The organism is Paenibacillus ilasis (assembly GCF_043195395.1).
GTDB lineage: Bacteria > Bacillota > Bacilli > Paenibacillales > Paenibacillaceae > Paenibacillus_AQ > Paenibacillus_AQ lautus.
The window spans coordinates 899,389-917,072 of record NZ_JBHDJG010000001.1; the positions used below are offsets into that span (position 1 = coordinate 899,389).

A 17,684-nucleotide genomic window follows, 5' to 3' on the forward strand; every position below is an offset into this window, starting at 1 on the left:
CCATTTCATTGTAGAGAGGATGTAACCTGCATGAGCCATTCCGTATCTTTTGAGACCCGGCTGTTGAGCTCTTTGACCAAAGTATTTGCCGATGAAGAACTGTCCCAAGCCTCGTATGACAAAGGGTCTTCGTTTGGCAATGAGACGTTCTCGTTTCAAGTTGCTTACCGTTCCAATCGCTTGTTGAAAAACATCCGGGTTCATCTGCAATCCGCGTTGAGCGAACGGATTACCGTCCGTTCTGTAGGCCTGGTTCCATCGGAGCTGCCCACGTACCATGATCATGACGAGTTTATCTTAAGAGCTGCTCCCGGGCTGTATCCGGACCCGTTGCTGCCTTTGGCATCAGAGTCTGTTGTAACCGGATGCCCGAACCAGTGGAGAAGTTTATGGATTACGGTACAGCCTGAGGGTGAGATTAAGGGCGGTACATATGAAATCCGGCTTCGTTTTGAAGCGGAATCGGGGGAGTCGCTTGGGGAAGAGGTATTTACACTGGAGGTGATTCCGGCAACCTTGCCGGACCAGACGCTGATTCATACGGAATGGTTTCATGCCGATTGCTTGGCGAACTACTACGAGGTGGAGATTTTTAGTGAACGGCACTGGACGTTAATCGGTCAATTTATGCGGACCGCCGCTCAGCATGGCATCAATATGATCCTGACCCCATTGTTTACGCCTCCGCTGGATACGGAAGTGGGCGGAGAACGGCCAACGGTGCAGCTGGTTGACGTGGCTGTTACCCAGGATGGAACGTATGCGTTTGGGTTTGATAAGCTGGACCGCTGGGCAGACCTGTGTAATTCTAATGGGATTCAGTACCTGGAATTCTCGCATCTTTTCACCCAGTGGGGAGCCGGGCATGCGCCGAAGATTATCGCTAACGTGAACGGAAAGCCTGAGAAGCTGTTCGGATGGGAGACGGATGCAACCGGAGAAGCGTATCATGCCTTCATCCGGCAATTCATACCGGCCCTCACCGGTTGGATTGAAAGCCGGGGACTTGAGCAGCGCTGTTATTTCCATGTATCCGATGAGCCATCCGAGTCCCATCTGGAGGCTTACGGTCATGCAAGCCGGTTGATGAACGAGCTGCTGCCGGATTACCCGATCATTGACGCGCTCTCCGATATTTCGTTCTATGAGCAGGGGCTGGTGAAGCGTCCGATTCCGGCCAGCAATCACATTGAGCCTTTTCTGGATCAACAGGTAACGCCACTGTGGACCTATTATTGCTGTTCCCAGTACAAGGAAGTGTCCAACCGTTTCTTCAATTTGCCTTCGGCAAGAAACCGGATCATCGGGATTCAGCTGTATAAGTTTAATATCGAGGGATTTCTCCATTGGGGGTATAACTTTTGGAATTCGCAATACTCGAAACGCGCCATTGATCCGTTCAAGGTGACGGATGCGGATTGCGGTTTTCCTTCCGGGGATGCTTTTGTGGTATACCCTGGTGAAGAAGGACCGATTGAATCCATTCGGCTGAAGGTATTCCAGGAAGCGCTTCAAGATTTGAGAGCGCTTCAACTGCTGGAGACACAGATCGGCAGGGAGGCTGTGCTGCAGGCGCTGGAGGAAGGGCTCGAAGAGCCGATCACCTTCAAGACGTACCCGAGGGATCAGGAATGGCTGCTGTCGAAGCGGAAGTGGATCAACGATAAGATTAAGGAAAGTTTGGTTGTGAAGTAAGCGGGCTGGCAGCTTATTTAGACTAATCAGGCGATTTAGGCCGCATGAATCATCCGTAAAACTGCCCCATCTTCTTTAGAGAAGGTGGGGCAGTTTTTGATTTGCATAACGGCTGCTTTTTCCTCGCCCGGATGGTTTCTTCCAGGATGCATACTTGCTTAGGCGAGTTCACTTATGGTTCCATGGTTAGGGAAGATGGCATGTTTCTAAAGTATACCGATGTCAAGGGTAGACCGATCATAGAGATAAGATGTTTGGGGTACTGGGAACGTTTAGCCGTTACCGGGTAAACCACGCCCGAGGCGAAAGAGGTCTGCCGTGGTTCTAGTGGTATCTCCGAAAATATGCCATCATAAGAGCAAGGGGGAACGGACGATGTATTTGGATTTCAAGTTGGCGAATGACCGGCCGGCCTATATTCAAGTCAAAGATTACATGAAGCGCTTGATGACGACCGGCGCGCTGCAAGTCGATCAGAAGCTTCCCTCCACGCGTGAGCTAAGCGCGCTGTTTCGAGTGGGCCGCAATACGGTGCTGAGCGCGTACTCGGATTTGGAGGACGAAGGCTACATCTATGCGGTCAAAGGGCAGGGGCACTTTGTTACCCCTTCGATCAGCGGAGCTTCGCTGCAGCCCGAAGGCAAACGGCTGGACTGGGGTCCTCGTCTGAACGAATACGCCAGGCTTGCGGAAGCGCATGATCTGATGAAGCACGGTATTCGAGCCGAGAAGGGCTCTATATCTTTTACAAGCATCGCTCCCGATGAGAAGCTGTTCGACCTGCAAAATGTCAAGCGTGCATTCCTGGACCGGATGTCGCTTGAAGGCGATGTACTTCTAAACTATGGTTACGCCAAGGGCTATAAACCGCTTATTGATTACCTTCTCCGTTACATGGAGAACAAGGGCGTGAATATGGAGGGTAAGGATATGCTGATCACCAGCGGTTTTACGGAAGGCTTAAGTCTGGTGTTATCGGCCTTGAACAAAGGGCATGGCCGCATCCTGTGCGAGAATCCCACCCATCATACAGCCATTAAAAATTTTAAAATGCACGGGTACGCCATTACCGGCGTTGAGATGGAGCATGACGGCATCAGCCTGACAGAGCTCGCGCGCGAGCTGTCGGAGCGGACGTACGACATGGCCTACCTCGTGCCTTCCTATCATAATCCTACAGGAATCGTGATGTCCCACCAGAAGAGGCTGGAAGCGCTGCGGCTGCTGAATGAGCACGAGATTCCCGTTATCGAAGATGGTTTCAACGAAGAGCTGCGCTATTCGGGCTCGCACATCGCGCCGCTCGTTGCATGTGCAGGCGGCGAGAACAACAGCGTGATCTATTTGGGCAGCTTCTCCAAGATCCTGTTTCCCGGCCTGCGAGTGGGCTGGGTGCTTGCCGACAAGACCCTGATTCATTATTTGGAGAGCGTGAAACGTGCCCGCAGCATTCACACATCGACCCTGGATCAATCCCTGCTCTTTCAATATTTGTACAACGGCAACTTCGAGAAATATTTAAAGAGGGCGAAGGCCGAGTACAAGCGAAAATATGAGCTTGCGATCCGCTGCTGCGAGGAGTGGATCCCGATGGAAAGGTTGTCCGGCGACGGCGGGCTTCACCTGTTCGTCGAATTCGGTCCCGAATTCCGAACCCGCAAGCTGCTGGAAGCCTGCTCCGCCCAGGGCGTGGTGTTCACGCCAGGTGACATTTTCTATACCGATGGCGGGGGCCATCACACCATGCGTCTCGGATTCTCCCGCGTCTCCGACGAGAACATCGAGCAGGGGATTCGGATCATCGGCGAGGCGGCAAGGAAGCTAATGTAATCGGACTGCAACAGAGGTCGGAAGAATAATCCGCGCGGAGTGATGATTAGCATCCAAGGAATGCTTCTTTGAGAAAAAGATCTTCTGACTTCAACGAAGAAGGCGGAATTATTCTGGAGAAGCGGAGCGTTCTCCTTTGCCGTCGGATTTCAACTACGAATAATCAAATCAGTAGAAATCTGAGGGCAACAGAGATCGGAAGAATAATCCGCATGTGTAGTGATGATTAGCTTACAAAAGGTAGTTTCTGCTTACAAATCGAGCTTTTTTAAGGTAATCAAACGGTAAGAGTTTAGCTTATTTTTAGGAGGTCTGCATCATGAAGGTTGGCGTCATCATGGGAGGCGTATCATCCGAGCGGGAAGTTTCGCTAATGACCGGCAAAGAGATGATGGCTCATCTGGATAAAAGCCGCTACGAGGTCTATCCGATCGAGATTAACGATAAACGCGAGCTGATCAGCAAAACCGAAGGCATCGATATCGCTTTGCTTGCCCTGCACGGACAATACGGGGAAGATGGGACGGTGCAAGGCACCCTCGACTCCCTGGGCATTCCGTATACCGGAAGCGGCGTTCTCTCCAGCAGTGTCTGCATGGATAAAGACCTGAGCAAGAAGCTGCTGCGGTACGAGGGATTGACTACAGCCGATTGGATCATGGTCAACAGTATGGAGGAGCTGGCCGCCGCCGACGTGGAGGGACTCGGTTTTCCTGTCGTGGTGAAGCCGAACGCAGGCGGGTCCAGCGTCGGCACTCGGATCGTGCGTGATGCGAATGCCCTAGCATCCGCGGTTGAAGAGGCATTGCGGTGGGACCGCTCCGTGATGATCGAGCAACTGATCGAGGGAGAAGAGATTACTTGCCCGGTCTTGAATGGCGAGATGCTCCCGATTGTGTCCATCAAGCCGAAATCCGAGTTTTTCGATTATACATCCAAATACGAAGATGGCGAAGCGGATGAGCAAGTGATAGAGCTTCCCTTTGAACTTCAGCAGCGAGTGCGCGCGGCTGCGCTTCAATGCTATAAGGCGCTGAAGTGCAGGGTGTACGCCCGGATCGATATCATCCTGAAGGACGATACTCCTTATATTTTGGAGGTCAACACGCTCCCGGGTTTAACGAAGAACAGTCTGCTGCCAAGAAGCGCGGAAGCGGCGGGTTATTCGTTCAGCGGACTTCTGGATGCCATTATTGAAACTTCATTATCGGAACGAAAAAGCGAAGGCAAGGAGTAGAAGCATATGAATACAACGAGCAGCTTTCTAACATCAACGGTGCAAGTCATGCCGCCTTCCGGCATCCGGCAATTTTTTAATGCTGCGGAAGCGGATGGTGACGTCATTTCTCTCGGCGTGGGTGAACCGGATTTTGTGACGCCCTCGTGTGCGATTGAGGCTTGCAAACGAGCTCTGGAGCATGGCCGCACGATGTATACGCCGAATGAAGGGCTAACGGAGCTAAGGGAAGGGATTGCGGAATATCTGGTTGCCGGATTCCAGCTGCAATATGAACCGACGAGCGAGATACTGGTCACGGTTGGCGGCAGCGAAGCGATTGACCTTACGCTGCGGGCGCTCATCTCGCCGGGGGATGAAATTATTATTCCCGTGCCGGGATATGTCGCTTATGCTCCTCTTGTGCAATTGAACGGAGGAACTGTCGTCGAACTGGAGCTCTCCGCAGAGCATGACTTCAAATTGACGGCGGACGCGCTGCAGAAGGTGATTACACCCCGGACGAAAGCGATCGTTGTTAACTTTCCGAGCAATCCGACAGGCGCCGTTATGACCTATGAGGATTGGCTTCCGATTGCACGTCTTGCGGTTACGCACAATTTGGTGGTGATCTCAGACGAGATGTATGCCGAACTTACCTATGGCCGCACGCATACCAGCATTGCTTCGCTGCCTCGAATGCGGGAGCGCACCATCGTCATCGGCGGATTTTCCAAAGCCTTTGCCATGACGGGCTGGCGGGTCGGATACCTCTGCGGCGATTCCCAACTGGTGAGCGCTATGGTCAAGATTCATCAATATACTGCACTCTGCGCACCTATCATGGGGCAGATTGCGGCTCTCGAATGTTTAAGGAATGGACTCGAGGATCGGGACGTAATGAAGCGGGCTTATGATGAACGCAGAAGGATGTTTGTGCAAGGTCTGACCGATATCGGCCTAGGCTGCCGCGATCCTCAGGGTGCTTTCTACGCTTTCCCCAGCATAACCGGAACGGGTCTGGGCTCGCAGCAGTTTGCGGAGCGATTGCTTCGGGAGGCAAAGGTCGCCGTTGTACCCGGTCATGTGTTTGGCGCCGGGGGCGAAGGCTTTATTCGCTGCTCGTATGCAACTTCGTCCGATCAATTGAGCGAAGCACTCGATCGAATGGATCGCTGGCTTCGAACGCATGTAGGTGCTGACCATGGTCTGCCCACCTTACAGAATTCTTGAGAGTTTGCGGTAATCGGTAGCGGTAATCCCCTCCAGTCTGCGGAAGATTCGGCTAAAATAATGAATATCCGGGTATCCGACCCCTTCGCCAACCGCCTCGATCGAGATGTCGGATTCCCGGAGAAGCCGACGTGCTTCCCGGTGACGAACGGTTTGCACGAATTCACTTGGCGGCATCCCGGCAAAGCGTTTAAACAATTTGGCGGTATGATCCGGGCTTAACATCAAATGCTCCGCAATCACTTTGTTGCTCCAGTCTTTGGCTGGAGTTTTTTCGATTTGAGACATCAGTTCAATCAATTTGGCATCGTGCGGTGACGTTTCCGTCAAGGCCTGGGAAGGATGCGTCCGAAGCAGTTGCACCAGCACATCCAGCATCAGCCCTTTGCAAGCAAGCTCATAGCCGGCGGGACGCAGGGTAAATTCCTCCACGATTCGTTCCATCATCTGAACACAAGGCAATGGTGGCGTGTAGATGACACGGGAAGAGAGTGGGGGAAATTCGGAGGACACCGCTTCATGCGCGAATTTATCCGTATCCAGCACGGCTTCATTCACAATCATGTCCGCTTCGGTCTGAATGTCCAGCTCATCAAAAAAATCAAAATGAATCCCCAGAAACCGCGCGTCAGGATGGGAAACCACCTCATTCTGGTGGTAAACACCGGACGGCAGAAAAATCAGCTGACCGGCCTCGATGCGATAGCGGTTCCCGTACATCGTTGTAGCGGCTTCCCCTTGGTATACATAGAGCAGCTCAAAATCGTATAACCTGCGCTGCGGGAGTGATCCCGTTGCCATGCGTTGAAACTGCGCATAGTGAATGCAGGGTGACCATTCGCGAAAAGGCGCTTCGCGTTGTATCGGAAAATCGAGGTCCATATCGACCATTGTATGCTCACTCCCAAAAGTTTTTAAGAGATGGTAAATAGAACGGATTTGTCCAAATAATCACTTTTCTATCTAAATCAATTGGCGGAAAATTTATTTATTATATTAGTATTATTACATCCTAAAGGTTTATTTACAACTTGACGGAAAAAGTCAAATGATGCGTTTCAGAAAACGAGTGTTACAACATCAACCTATTGATTTTAGGAGGGATTCACGATGAAGAAAGGGATTAATATCTGGTCGTTCCCGGGAGATGCTTCCATCTCCGACTGCATCCGATTGGCAAAAGAAGCCGGGTTTGAAGGAATCGAATTGTCACTAAACCAAACAGGGGAGCTCGGGCTGCAGGCTGGCGATAAAGAAGTACAGGCCATAACGGCACAGCTGAAAGAAGCGGACCTGGATATCGCGGGTTTGGCGACAGGTTTGTATTGGGAATATCCGATGACAAGTGATGATCCGGCTGTCCGTGAGAAGGCCATGGATATTTGCAAAAAGCAGCTGGAACTTGCGTCTGCTTTCGGAGTGGATGCCATACTTGTGATCCCAGGGGCGGTCGGGGTCGATTTTGTTCCTGGTTCAGCCGTCATCGATTACGAATATGCCTATGAGCGGGCTCAAGAATCCATTCGCAAGCTGGTTCCTTACGCGGAAAGCGCCGGCGTTGCCATCGCGATCGAGAATGTATGGAATAAATTCCTGCTGTCACCACTGGAATTGCGGACCTTCATCGATGAGATCGGTTCCGAATATGTCGGCTCCTATTTCGACGTAGGCAATGTTGTGAATAACGGTTATCCGGAGCACTGGATTCGGATTTTGGGTGAGCGGATCAAAAAAGTCCATTTCAAAGATTACCGCAGACAGGCAGGCGGGCTGCACGGTTTTGTCGATCTGTTGGCAGGGGACGTTAATTATCCGGCCGTCGTTGAAGCGCTGCGTTTGATCGGCTATGACAACTATGTTACGGCAGAGATGATCCCGGCGTATACCCACTATTCGGAGCAGATCATATTTAATACATCCAATGCAATGGATGCGATTCTTGGGCGTACGCCATCTTTGCGCAAGCCAGATGCACGCGAGCATCAAGGCCAATCATAATAAGGGATACGGAGGGAATAAGGATGCTGAAAATCGGAATTTTGGGATTTGGTTTCATGGGCCGCATGCATTTTGACAATTATGTTCGACTAGCCGAAGAGGGTGCGGACATCCAGCTGGTGGCGATTTGCGACCTGCGTATCGATGAGCTTAAGGACAGCAAAGCCAACGGCAATATGGCGACCGAACGGGATGTATACGACCTGGAGCCCTATCATCTTTATGACCATGTGGACAAAATGCTGGAGCATGAAGAGCTGGATATTGTGGATGTATGCCTGCCGACTTATTTGCATGCGGACATGTCCTGCATGCTGTTAGAGCGGGGCATTCACGTCATGTGCGAGAAACCTGTCGCAGGCAGCTCCGAGGAAGCCTGGCGCATGGTGAAAACAGCCGAGCGCGCAGGAAAAACGCTCATGATCGGACAATGCCTGCGTTTTTGGCCAGCCTATGAATATTTAAAAGAATGCGTGGAGGACGGCCGTTATGGAAGCATCGTTGCAGGCGAATTCTTCCGGGGATCGGAGCCGCCTCAAGGCTGGTTCCTGGAAGGAGACAAGAGCGGTGGCTGTATCACGGACATGCATGTGCATGACGTGGATATGATCCATTGGCTTATGGGCAAACCGGAGCGGGTATCAACATTCGCCAAAACGATGATTAAAGGGAGCTCGTACGATATCGTATCCACCCACTACAGTTTCCCGGATGGCAAAGTGATTAACGCTCATGCGGATTGGACACTGCACGGCGAACACGGTTTTTATATGGGATATCGGGTGAATTTCGAGGAGGCTACGCTGGTGTTCGAGAATAATGAACTGATGGTGTATCCTGAAGACGCTCCAGGCTTTACGGCTGAGCTGTCCGGGGATTCTGGCTATTACCGTGAACTCCGGTATTTCATTGAGCATGTAGCACAAGGAGAGCCGGTAACGGTATGTACGCCAGAAAGCGCTGCCGGATCGCTAGAAATTATTGAAGCCGAGATTCGTTCCGCGAGAGCGAACGGCGCTTTGGAGGCCGTATCGGGGAAACAGGTGGTCTCTTAATTTTACTTACTTTAGAGTAAAACCAATAGAAACAAGGCCAATCAGGGAATAGCCTGATTGGCCTTGTTTCGTTAATGAGTCACGGCTGCGTATCAAGCAATAGCCTTGACATCCTGCAGCAAGAACTCTGAATGATTGTGTGAATGTTAAGCTCTGAATGTTTTCAAGAAGTCTACGGCGAGCTTGATATCCGCTTCCGGATTGGCTTTCACTTCACGTTCGATCGTCAGATACCCCGTATAGCCAATATCCTTGAGAGCTTGCAGGTAAGCATTCCAGTTAACGCCGCCTTCTCCAAGCGGCACCTCACGGAACTTCTCGCCGGATTCCGCCATATCGGCAATTTTGTCATGGTCAAGGGCAGGTGCCTCGTATCCGAAATCGCCGTATACATCACGAGGGTCGATGTAATCAACCAGCTTGATTCCGTCCTTCGCGTGCGTATGAACGATATAATCCTTCAGGTTGTACACACCCTGTACCGGATCGTCCCCAGTGACCATGACCATATTGGCGGGATCAAAGTTAACGGATACACCGTTGGAACCCAGACCGTCCAGGAATGATTTCAAATGAGCCGAAGGCTCCGGACCTGTCTCGATGGCAAAGAATGCGTTCATGGACTTCGCGAATGTGCTAAGCTCCAGGCAAGCTTTGTGCATCGTTTCGTATACGCGGCTGTTGTGATCTTGCGGCACGATACCGATATGCGTGGTGATGATATTGGTTCCCAGCTCCAAGCCGAGCTCCATGATTCGCTTGGATTTCTCGATTTTAGCCGCATTTTCAGCAGGGTCCTGGAAGCCGTGTCCGCCAAGGTCACCAACGAGGGCGGAGATTTCAAGTCCCAGTGAATCGATGTAATCCTTCAGTTCTTTTCGGGCCGCAGCAGAGAGGTTGGCCGGATCCATTTCGCCGTGAACGGCATAGATCTGAACGCCGTCTGCACCGACTTCCCTTGCTTTAAGAAGACCATCTCTTACTCCAACCCGAAAGCTGTCAACAATAACGCCAATTTTGTTAGGCATGATAGGTTTCGACATCCTAATATCCCCCTTATATCATCCTTGTGTCATCCATAAGCCGTCTGCTTTAAGCTTCGTTCCAGGCTTTACGGAGATATTCCAATCCAAACTTAGCTCCCGTCCGGCAATCTTCCAGCCCCTCGAATTCAATCGAGATGTAGCCGTCATATCCGGATTCCTTCACGATGCGAACGACTTCCGGCATATCGATATCGCCTTGGCCGACAATCGCGCCACGCAGCCAGTTGCCGCTGGAGGTGTTAAACCAACCGGATCCAGGCGCGCGGTGAGCCGGGCGATAATAGAAGTCTTTGAAGTGAACCATCGAAGCGAGGCCGATGTTGTTCTTGACAGCCACGGTGGACACCTCATCTGCACAGAGGAAGTTCCCGATGTCCAGGGTTGTTTTGAAGTTAGGGTGATTAACGGTCTGAACCAGCGCTTTTACGCGGTCGCTATGCTGAATGAAATAGCCATGGTTCTCCACGCTTGTGGTAATGCCGCGTTCTGCCGCGTAATCGGCTATGATACGGCATGCATTGGCCAAACGGGGAAGCTCCTCCAGGAAATGCGTGATGGACAAGTCCTTGGAAGAGCCTACGTCATGGCGCATCAGCTTGACGCCAAGCGCAGCTGCAATGTCTACTTCGCCTTTAACTCGTTCAATCTCCGCTTCATAAGCAGCGTCATCCAATTCCGCAAAATTAGCGCCGATGGCATAGTTGGAGATTTCAAGTCCTTTGGATGCGGCATGGGATTTAATCGTATCGATCAACTCCGGTGTTTCCTTCAGGTTAAAGCCGAGCGGAACGATCTCGATATGCTCTCCGCCGATTTCCGCAACGTAGTCGATGACATCGGTAATGGTCATTTCGCCTTTGTTCATGGCCTGGTACAGGCTGTACGAGCTTATTCCTAGTTTCATAAGAGAACTTCAACCCCTTTTTCGGCGGATTCATAGATCCCGCACAGAATCTTCATGATCTCAACGCCGTCTTCTACCGGGCTGAGAGGTGACGTGCCGTTCTCGATGCTGGAAATGAAATGATTGACTTCGCTTTGGAAAGCCGCGTCAAAATCGAATCCTTTGTTGTCCGTTTGAGGCTGGATGTTGATGATGGTATCGTGCTTCTCCGTAACGATGACCACTTCAGGATCAATCTCGAATCCGCCCTTGTCTCCATACAATTTAACGGATTGCAGATTTTCCTTCGAATGAAGTGTGAAGCTGACGTCCACCAGTAAAGAGGCACCGTTCTCAAAACGGATCATCGCATTCGCCATATCCTCAACCGTGTTCTTCTCAGCGTCATAGTCAGCCGCTTTGTAGAAGGAGAGGTTGCGGACGTTCGAGCGATTGCCCAGCTTCCGATATGTATTGGCGCTGACAGAAACCGGTTTGGGGCGACCCATCATGTACCAGCACAGATCAATGACATGCACGCCGATATCGATAAGAGGTCCGCCGCCGGAACGCTCAATGTCTGAGAACCAGCCGCCTGGATTGCCAAGACGACGAACCGAGGAAGCCTTCGCGAAATAGATGTCCCCGAATTCACCCTTGTCTGCAAACTCACGGAGCATCTGAGCATTAGGGTCATAACGTCTTACAAAGCCGACCTGAAGCAGCTTGCCGGAGGATTTAACGGCTTCCTGTACTTGAAGCGCTTCCTCAACGGTACGGCAGAGAGGTTTCTCAACCAGGACGTGTTTGCCCGCATTCAGTGCCGCAATACTGATTTCGGCATGCGTATTGTTCCAGGTACAGATGCTTACTGCATCGATTTCCGGATCAGCCAGAAGTTCATTATAATCGGTGTACACTTTGGTGGCACCGTATTTTTCAGCTGCACGCTGTGCTCTTTCTTCATTTAAATCGCACACGGCGAGCAAATTCGCGTTCGCATGTTTCTGATAGGATTGCAGATGCATAGCAGAGATCGATCCCGTGCCAATGACGCCAACATTAATAGATTTCATGAGTTCACTCCTCTGAATTTACTGCATTACACTTTCGTATTATAATGCTTTTAGAGGAAGACACCATGATAAACCGTGCTGTTTGTTTGTACAATTGTGCTGTCTTACTGGAAGGAGATCAGAACATTGGACAAAACACTGCGAGAACCGATGACGATGCCGGATCCTCAGTTTCCGATTAAGGTTCATCGTTGCGAGTTTGATGGCCGGGGACAGGTTTTGTTTAACCACCATTGGCATGAACATCTTGAAATTCTATATATCGTATCAGGGGAAGCGAGTCTGGAGTGCGGCTCGTCCACCTTCACGGTCAAGGAAGGCGATATGATCGTCATTAACCGGAATGAGCTGCATTACGGCCTCAGCCTGTCGGATCATTTGTTTTATTATGCGTTAATCGCGGACTTCTCGCTGCTTCAGAGCCATTCGCTGGATGCAACCGAGATGAAATTCATCACGCCCATCACCCAGAATCGGCTGATCTTCGAGAATCGAATTAGCGGGGATGATGCGCTAGCCTCCATGCTGTCTATCATTCATGAGCTGGAACAGCGGGAGTTCGGTTATGAGCTGGCCGTCAAATCAGAGCTGTATCGGCTGCTTACGCTGCTTGTACGAGGTTATGTAGCGACGGTTCTTACCCTGGATGAGTACATCGAGCGGATGAAGAATGTGGAGCGGTTTGCCCCGATATTCAAGTATATCGAGGAGCACTACCGGGAGGATTTGTCAGTGGAGCTCCTATGCGGCATGGCGGGTCTAAGCCGCTTTCATTTCAGCCGTCTGTTCAAGGAGATCAGCGGCCGGACCGTGACGGAGTATGTGAATGAGACGAGGCTTAACCGGGCGGATTATCTCCTTCGCGAAAGTCCGCTTACCGTATCCGAAATCGCGGCTGCGACCGGGTTTAATGATATTTATTATTTCAGCCGAACCTTCAAGAAATATAAAAGCATGGCTCCATCGGCTTTACGGAAAAAGTGAGAATCGGCTTTAAAGGTTCTGAATAGGCTCCATGTAGACATAAGTATAAAAGCAACCTATAATGAATAATCATATTTATTGCATAAAGTGGCGGAGATAACGGAGAACCCTTTTGCTTAAATGCGTACTGTATTTGGTATGCATTCTTAGCAGAAGCGGTTCTTTTTCTTATTATGAAATAGGTTCTTTATTTTAAATTCAGAGGGGAGAATGTCAGGTGGACACAAGCTTATCCGCCAAGATGCGGACCCAATATTTGCAGGGCATGTCGGCAAAAAAGCTGGATGTGCTGGTGATTGGCGGCGGTATCACGGGTGCGGGAATTGCTTGGGACGCCAGCTGCAGAGGGATGAGCGTCGGATTGGTGGAAATGAATGATTTTGCTTCGGGAACAAGCAGCAGATCAACGAAGCTGATTCATGGCGGTCTTCGGTATCTGAAGCAAGGAGAGATCGGCTTAGTACGTGAAGTGGGTTCTGAACGGGCACTGCTTCACCGGAGCGCTCCACATCTGGTGGAGCCAATTCCCATGCTGCTCCCAATTTATAAAAAAGGCACGTATGGATATCTTGCCAGCGCGATCGGGTTGTATCTGTACGATTGGCTGGCGGGGGTCAAACGCAGTGAACGGCGGAAGATGTTCCGGCGTGAGAGTACCCTAACCCTTGAACCGCTCTTTCGAAAGGAGGGATTGAAAGGTTCCGGTTATTATTATGAATACCGAACCGATGATGCGCGATTAACGGTTGAAGTGATGAAGTCTGCAAGGGCCAAGGGAGCGCTCATCGCGAATTACGCCAAAGTCCAGGAATTCATGTATCGGGGAGGAAAAGTAGTAGGGGCTCACGTAGAAGACCAAGTAAGTGGTAAGACCTATACGATATGTGCCAAAAAAATCATCAATGCCGCCGGGCCATGGGTGGATCAGATCAGACTCAAGGATAACTCGCTCAAGGGAAAGAGGCTGCTCTTAACAAAAGGCGTTCATCTGGTGGTGGATCATGCCAAGCTTCCGATACGGCAGGCTGCTTATTTCGATGTGCGGGGTGGCAGAATGATTTTTGTCATTCCAAGAGAGGGCAAGACCTACATCGGAACGACCGATACCGTGTATGAGGGGGCGATTGAGACGCCCGGTATTACCGAGGAGGATCGGCGGTATCTTATCGATGCGGTAAATCATGCCTTCCCGGAAGCAAGGCTGAAGCCGGACGATATCGAATCCGGATGGTCGGGGTTACGGCCACTCGTCCGCGAGGAAGGAAAAGGTCCTTCGGAAATATCGAGAAAAGATGAGATGTTTATATCCGATTCCGGATTGATCACCATTGCAGGCGGAAAGCTGACCGGATTCCGGATAATGGCCGAAAAGGTGGTGAACCTTGCAGCCAGACAGCTTCAAGACGCTGATGGCACCATTTATCCTCCTTGTACGACGGATCGGGTTCCTATCAGCGGAGGCGACCTGAACGGCCTCACCTATGAAGAGGTTCGGAAGAAGTTAATCAAGCAGGGTGAATCCCTCGGCATCAGGCCTAAAGATATAGTGACCCTCATGAACAGGTACGGCTCCAATACGATGGAGCTGATGAACCGGATCGGTGTCTCTTCGCAGGAAGCAGATACGATCGAGTCTCGATTGTTACGTGCGGAAATCGAGTATTCCATCGACTATGAGATGACGATGACCGCAGTGGATTTTCTGTTAAGAAGAACAGGCTGGATATTATTTGACCGGCAAAAAACCGAGCGAATCATAGCACCCGTGATGAGGCTTATGCGAGAATATTTAGAATGGAATCATGAGGAAGTCGACAGGCAGTGGGAGCTGCTGCAGGATCAATTGCAGTTGGCATGGGGGATGGCGGAAGGCATCAGGATGGAACGGTTTACGGATTCGCCGAATCGGGAAGGCGTAACCGAATCGCGCTCCGACGAGGAAGCCGAGCAATCCACCGCCATGTCGGCGATGAATCGATAGGATTTTATTTATGAGGATCATCTTGTCAAATGTAAAATGTGGATGTAGTATAACCATATAAAGTTATAGAGCTGGGCAGAGATGATGAGAAGCCCTTTGCATAACGAGAATCTTTCATTTGTCATGAATGAAGGCTTTTTCAATGCAAAGTGCTTCTCATTTTTTTGTATCCGCGTGGAACTGCTTGTCCAAAGGACTAAAGGACATGACACCATCATATGTATACTTTACGGATGGGGACTGTGGGTCCAACAGAACTGATCTGACCAGAACATGTCCAATTTACGTTTACGGGCGAAAATACAGATTGAACATGCAGAGGAGAACGAAATATGGATCATTATTCAGGGTATATTTTTGATTTGGACGGTACGATCTATCTTGGGGCTGAGGCCATTGATGGTGCGGTGGAGACCATTCATTATTTGCAGGGACTGAATAAGAAGCTATTGTTTTTGACCAACAAAACGATAGATTCCAGGGAAAACTATTTGAAGAAATTAAGGAAGCTTGGCATTCAAGTGGAACTGAATCATATATTGAATCCTGCGCTCGTTACGATTCATTATCTTCAGAAACATCATCCCGGCGCAAATGTGTATGTCATTGGTGAGGAAATATTGAAGAACGAGCTGTTGGACAATGGAATACGATTCGCATCATCGCCGGAGGAAACCGACGTTGTGGTTGTGTCGTGGGATCGGGATTTTCACTACCGTCATCTGGATTTTGCCTATCAGGCGATTAAACGGGGCGCCGAAGTAATTGCCACCCACCCGGATCGAACATGTCCGATGCCTGGCGGCGATGTCCCGGATTGCGGCGGCATGATCGGTGCCATCGAAGGCACTGCCGGCATCACAATTACGACCGTCATGGGCAAGCCCTCCGTCTTGACGGCACTGACGGCTCTTGATATTTTGGGAGTGAAGGCGGAAGATTGTCTGATGTCAGGGGATCGGCTGGAGACGGATATCAAGATGGGAAATCAGGCAGGGATGAGTACGGCAATGGTGCTGACCGGGGTATCGAGCAGGGACGATCTGATGGACAGCAGCGTGAAGCCCACCTATGTGTTGAATTCGGTCTACGATATTTATCTCAGCGGTTCTGCCGTGAAGCAGGCAGACGAAGCAAAGTCATGATGATTTACAAAAATATGCCGGGGCAACGGGAGAATTGGAGATGTTGCTGCGGCAACGAGGTGAAAATATGAAAACCAGTGTTGAAGGTGCACAACGAATTTCGTATTGCTTGAAGCGTAAGCCCATTATTACTTCATTAATGAATGCCGAGGAACTTCCTGCTGTATTAGCGACCGAATCGAATATCGTGTTTATTCTTAAGACCGATATTTTTATCATCGAATCGATCGTCGAGCAGATTCGGGAGGCGGGCAAGCTCTCGTTTGTGCATTTTGATCTGATCGAGGGAATCGGTAAAGACAAAACGGGGGTTAAGTATTTAGCTGAAAAGGTTGGCATTGACGGTATTGTCACGACAAAAAACACGGCGATTGTAGAAGCGAAGAAACTGGGCTTGTTAACGGTTCAGCGTCTGTTTGTATTCGATTCCGTTTCCCTGGACAACGGGATCAAGATGATTAAGGCCTCTAATCCGGATGCTATTGAAGTGCTGCCGGGCATGGTGTGTCAGCGGATCATGGAACGGATTCGTGCAGAGGTGGACGTGCCCGTCATCGCAGGAGGACTCATGATCGATTTGGAGGATTTTGATACAGCTTTGAAGAGCGGTGTAATCGGCATATCCACTTCCAGCAAAGAGCTGTGGCGCTGGCAGGATGAACATATGGTATAGCGAAGAGCCGCCTTACATGACTAAGATGGGTGGAGATTAGGGAATGGATGTGTTTCAACTGGATACGGAGACCATGCTGATGCGGCTGCTGTTCGCTGCATTGCTTGGCGGTTTAATCGGTTGGGAGCGGGAACGCAGAAATAAGCAGGCCGGTTTAAAAACCCATCTCTTGGTGGCTGTCGGATCAACGCTGATTATGCTGACTTCCATTTACGGTTTTGATTCTGCACTGATCAATCATCCCAATGCGAGGTTTGATCCTGCCCGGCTGGCGGCACAAGTTGTAAGCGGTATCGGTTTTCTTGGTGCGGGGGCTATATTGCGGCGTTCCAATCATATCATTTCAGGTCTTACCACGGCGGCAACCCTATGGGTAGCAGCGGCTATCGGTTTAAGTGTCGGCTCCGGTTTTTACTGGCCCGCGATCATAACGACAGCGATTGTTCTGGTCAGCACGCTGGTGTTGAATAAATTGGAATCGAAATTTCTCTTTATCAAAAAGTCAGGCAGTTTGAAGATCATCATTGAGGCTGGAGACCGTCCGGTTCATGTGAGCACCATTACCGAATTGCTGCAAAAGGCAAATATGACGGTGGAAGGCATGATCGTGAATAATGATACGACGGAAGACGATTCGACCAAGGTGACGATGGAATTCCGGGTGTATTCTTTTAACAGCAAGGGAATTAACGGATTGTTCGAGCAATTGTGGCAGGTAGAGGGAATTAAGCAGGTTCGCATGAACTGGCGGGATTAAGAGCTTATCGGATTTGTTTGACGTGTTAATGATACATGGTCAGGTCCTGTGATGGACTATATATGCTGGACAGGGCTGAGCCCGGGTGGAACCGGACTCGGCTTTTTTATGT

The 17,684-nt window shown here is 50.4% G+C and carries 15 protein-coding genes; 11 read left to right on the forward strand and 4 right to left on the reverse strand.

Going from position 1 to position 17,684, the window contains the following annotated elements; genetic code table 11:
* The first annotated feature begins 30 nt into the window (after window positions 1–30).
* The 4 genes from ACETK5_RS04325 (at window position 31) to ACETK5_RS04340 (ending at window position 5,974) form a co-directional block, all read left to right on the forward strand.
* Window positions 31–1,695, forward strand: coding sequence for a DUF4091 domain-containing protein (locus ACETK5_RS04325; RefSeq protein ID WP_394054362.1), 1,665 nt, complete (start codon window positions 31–33; stop codon window positions 1,693–1,695).
* A gap of 375 nt (window positions 1,696–2,070) precedes the next feature.
* A complete protein-coding gene (locus ACETK5_RS04330) occupies window positions 2,071–3,525 on the forward strand; it encodes an aminotransferase-like domain-containing protein (protein ID WP_394054363.1) in 1,455 nt (484 codons plus the stop codon).
* A gap of 319 nt (window positions 3,526–3,844) precedes the next feature.
* The gene (locus tag ACETK5_RS04335; RefSeq protein WP_394054364.1) at window positions 3,845–4,762 is read left to right on the forward strand and encodes a D-alanine--D-alanine ligase; all 918 of its coding nucleotides are present in this window, start codon (window positions 3,845–3,847) and stop codon (window positions 4,760–4,762) included.
* Between the two features lie 6 nt (window positions 4,763–4,768).
* Entirely contained in the window at window positions 4,769–5,974 is a 1,206-nt protein-coding gene (locus tag ACETK5_RS04340; RefSeq protein ID WP_394054365.1) for an aminotransferase class I/II-fold pyridoxal phosphate-dependent enzyme, read from the forward strand.
* On the opposite strand, the gene ACETK5_RS04345 is transcribed toward ACETK5_RS04340, so the two are convergent.
* Window positions 5,960–6,865, reverse strand: a complete 906-nt coding sequence (locus tag ACETK5_RS04345; RefSeq protein ID WP_394054366.1) for a helix-turn-helix transcriptional regulator — start codon at window positions 6,863–6,865, stop codon at window positions 5,960–5,962. The two genes, ACETK5_RS04340 and ACETK5_RS04345, sit on opposite strands and share 15 nt — an antisense overlap.
* A 219-nt stretch (window positions 6,866–7,084) precedes the next feature.
* On the opposite strand from ACETK5_RS04345, the gene ACETK5_RS04350 reads away from it, so the two are divergent.
* Complete coding sequence (locus tag ACETK5_RS04350) at window positions 7,085–7,972, forward strand: sugar phosphate isomerase/epimerase family protein (protein WP_127591604.1); 888 nt, start codon at window positions 7,085–7,087, stop codon at window positions 7,970–7,972.
* Window positions 7,973–7,995: 23 nt separating this feature from the next.
* Window positions 7,996–9,027 (forward strand): Gfo/Idh/MocA family protein, encoded by a 1,032-nt coding sequence (locus tag ACETK5_RS04355; RefSeq protein ID WP_394054367.1) that lies wholly within the window; start codon window positions 7,996–7,998, stop codon window positions 9,025–9,027.
* 146 nt (window positions 9,028–9,173) lie between these two features.
* On the opposite strand, the gene ACETK5_RS04360 is transcribed toward ACETK5_RS04355, so the two are convergent.
* Genes ACETK5_RS04360 through ACETK5_RS04370 form a run of 3 tightly spaced genes read right to left on the reverse strand, consistent with a single transcriptional unit; the run spans window position 9,174 to window position 12,032 of the window.
* Complete coding sequence (locus ACETK5_RS04360; protein WP_100538536.1) at window positions 9,174–10,070, reverse strand: sugar phosphate isomerase/epimerase family protein; 897 nt, start codon at window positions 10,068–10,070, stop codon at window positions 9,174–9,176.
* Between the two features lie 49 nt (window positions 10,071–10,119).
* Window positions 10,120–10,977 carry a sugar phosphate isomerase/epimerase family protein gene (locus ACETK5_RS04365; RefSeq protein ID WP_100538535.1) on the reverse strand — a complete coding sequence of 286 codons (858 nt, stop codon included), beginning with the start codon at window positions 10,975–10,977 and terminating at the stop codon, window positions 10,120–10,122.
* Window positions 10,974–12,032, reverse strand: coding sequence for a Gfo/Idh/MocA family protein (locus ACETK5_RS04370; RefSeq protein WP_100538534.1), 1,059 nt, complete (start codon window positions 12,030–12,032; stop codon window positions 10,974–10,976). The genes ACETK5_RS04365 and ACETK5_RS04370 overlap by 4 nt, the downstream gene beginning before the upstream one ends.
* 126 nt (window positions 12,033–12,158) lie before the next feature.
* Between ACETK5_RS04370 and ACETK5_RS04375 the strand changes: the two genes are divergently transcribed.
* From ACETK5_RS04375 to ACETK5_RS04395, 5 genes are all read left to right on the forward strand, one after another.
* On the forward strand, window positions 12,159–13,016 hold the full coding sequence (locus ACETK5_RS04375) for an AraC family transcriptional regulator (protein ID WP_394054368.1): 858 nt from the start codon (window positions 12,159–12,161) through the stop codon (window positions 13,014–13,016).
* A 217-nt stretch (window positions 13,017–13,233) separates the two neighbouring features.
* Window positions 13,234–14,997, forward strand: coding sequence for a glycerol-3-phosphate dehydrogenase/oxidase (locus tag ACETK5_RS04380; RefSeq protein ID WP_394054369.1), 1,764 nt, complete (start codon window positions 13,234–13,236; stop codon window positions 14,995–14,997).
* Between the two features lie 332 nt (window positions 14,998–15,329).
* Window positions 15,330–16,142 carry an HAD-IIA family hydrolase gene (locus tag ACETK5_RS04385; RefSeq protein WP_100538531.1) on the forward strand — a complete coding sequence of 271 codons (813 nt, stop codon included), beginning with the start codon at window positions 15,330–15,332 and terminating at the stop codon, window positions 16,140–16,142.
* 67 nt (window positions 16,143–16,209) lie between these two features.
* Entirely contained in the window at window positions 16,210–16,815 is a 606-nt protein-coding gene (locus ACETK5_RS04390) for a glycerol-3-phosphate responsive antiterminator (RefSeq protein ID WP_100539487.1), read from the forward strand.
* 43 nt (window positions 16,816–16,858) lie between these two features.
* Window positions 16,859–17,572, forward strand: coding sequence for an MgtC/SapB family protein (locus ACETK5_RS04395; protein ID WP_100538530.1), 714 nt, complete (start codon window positions 16,859–16,861; stop codon window positions 17,570–17,572).
* Window positions 17,573–17,684: the final 112 nt, after the last annotated feature.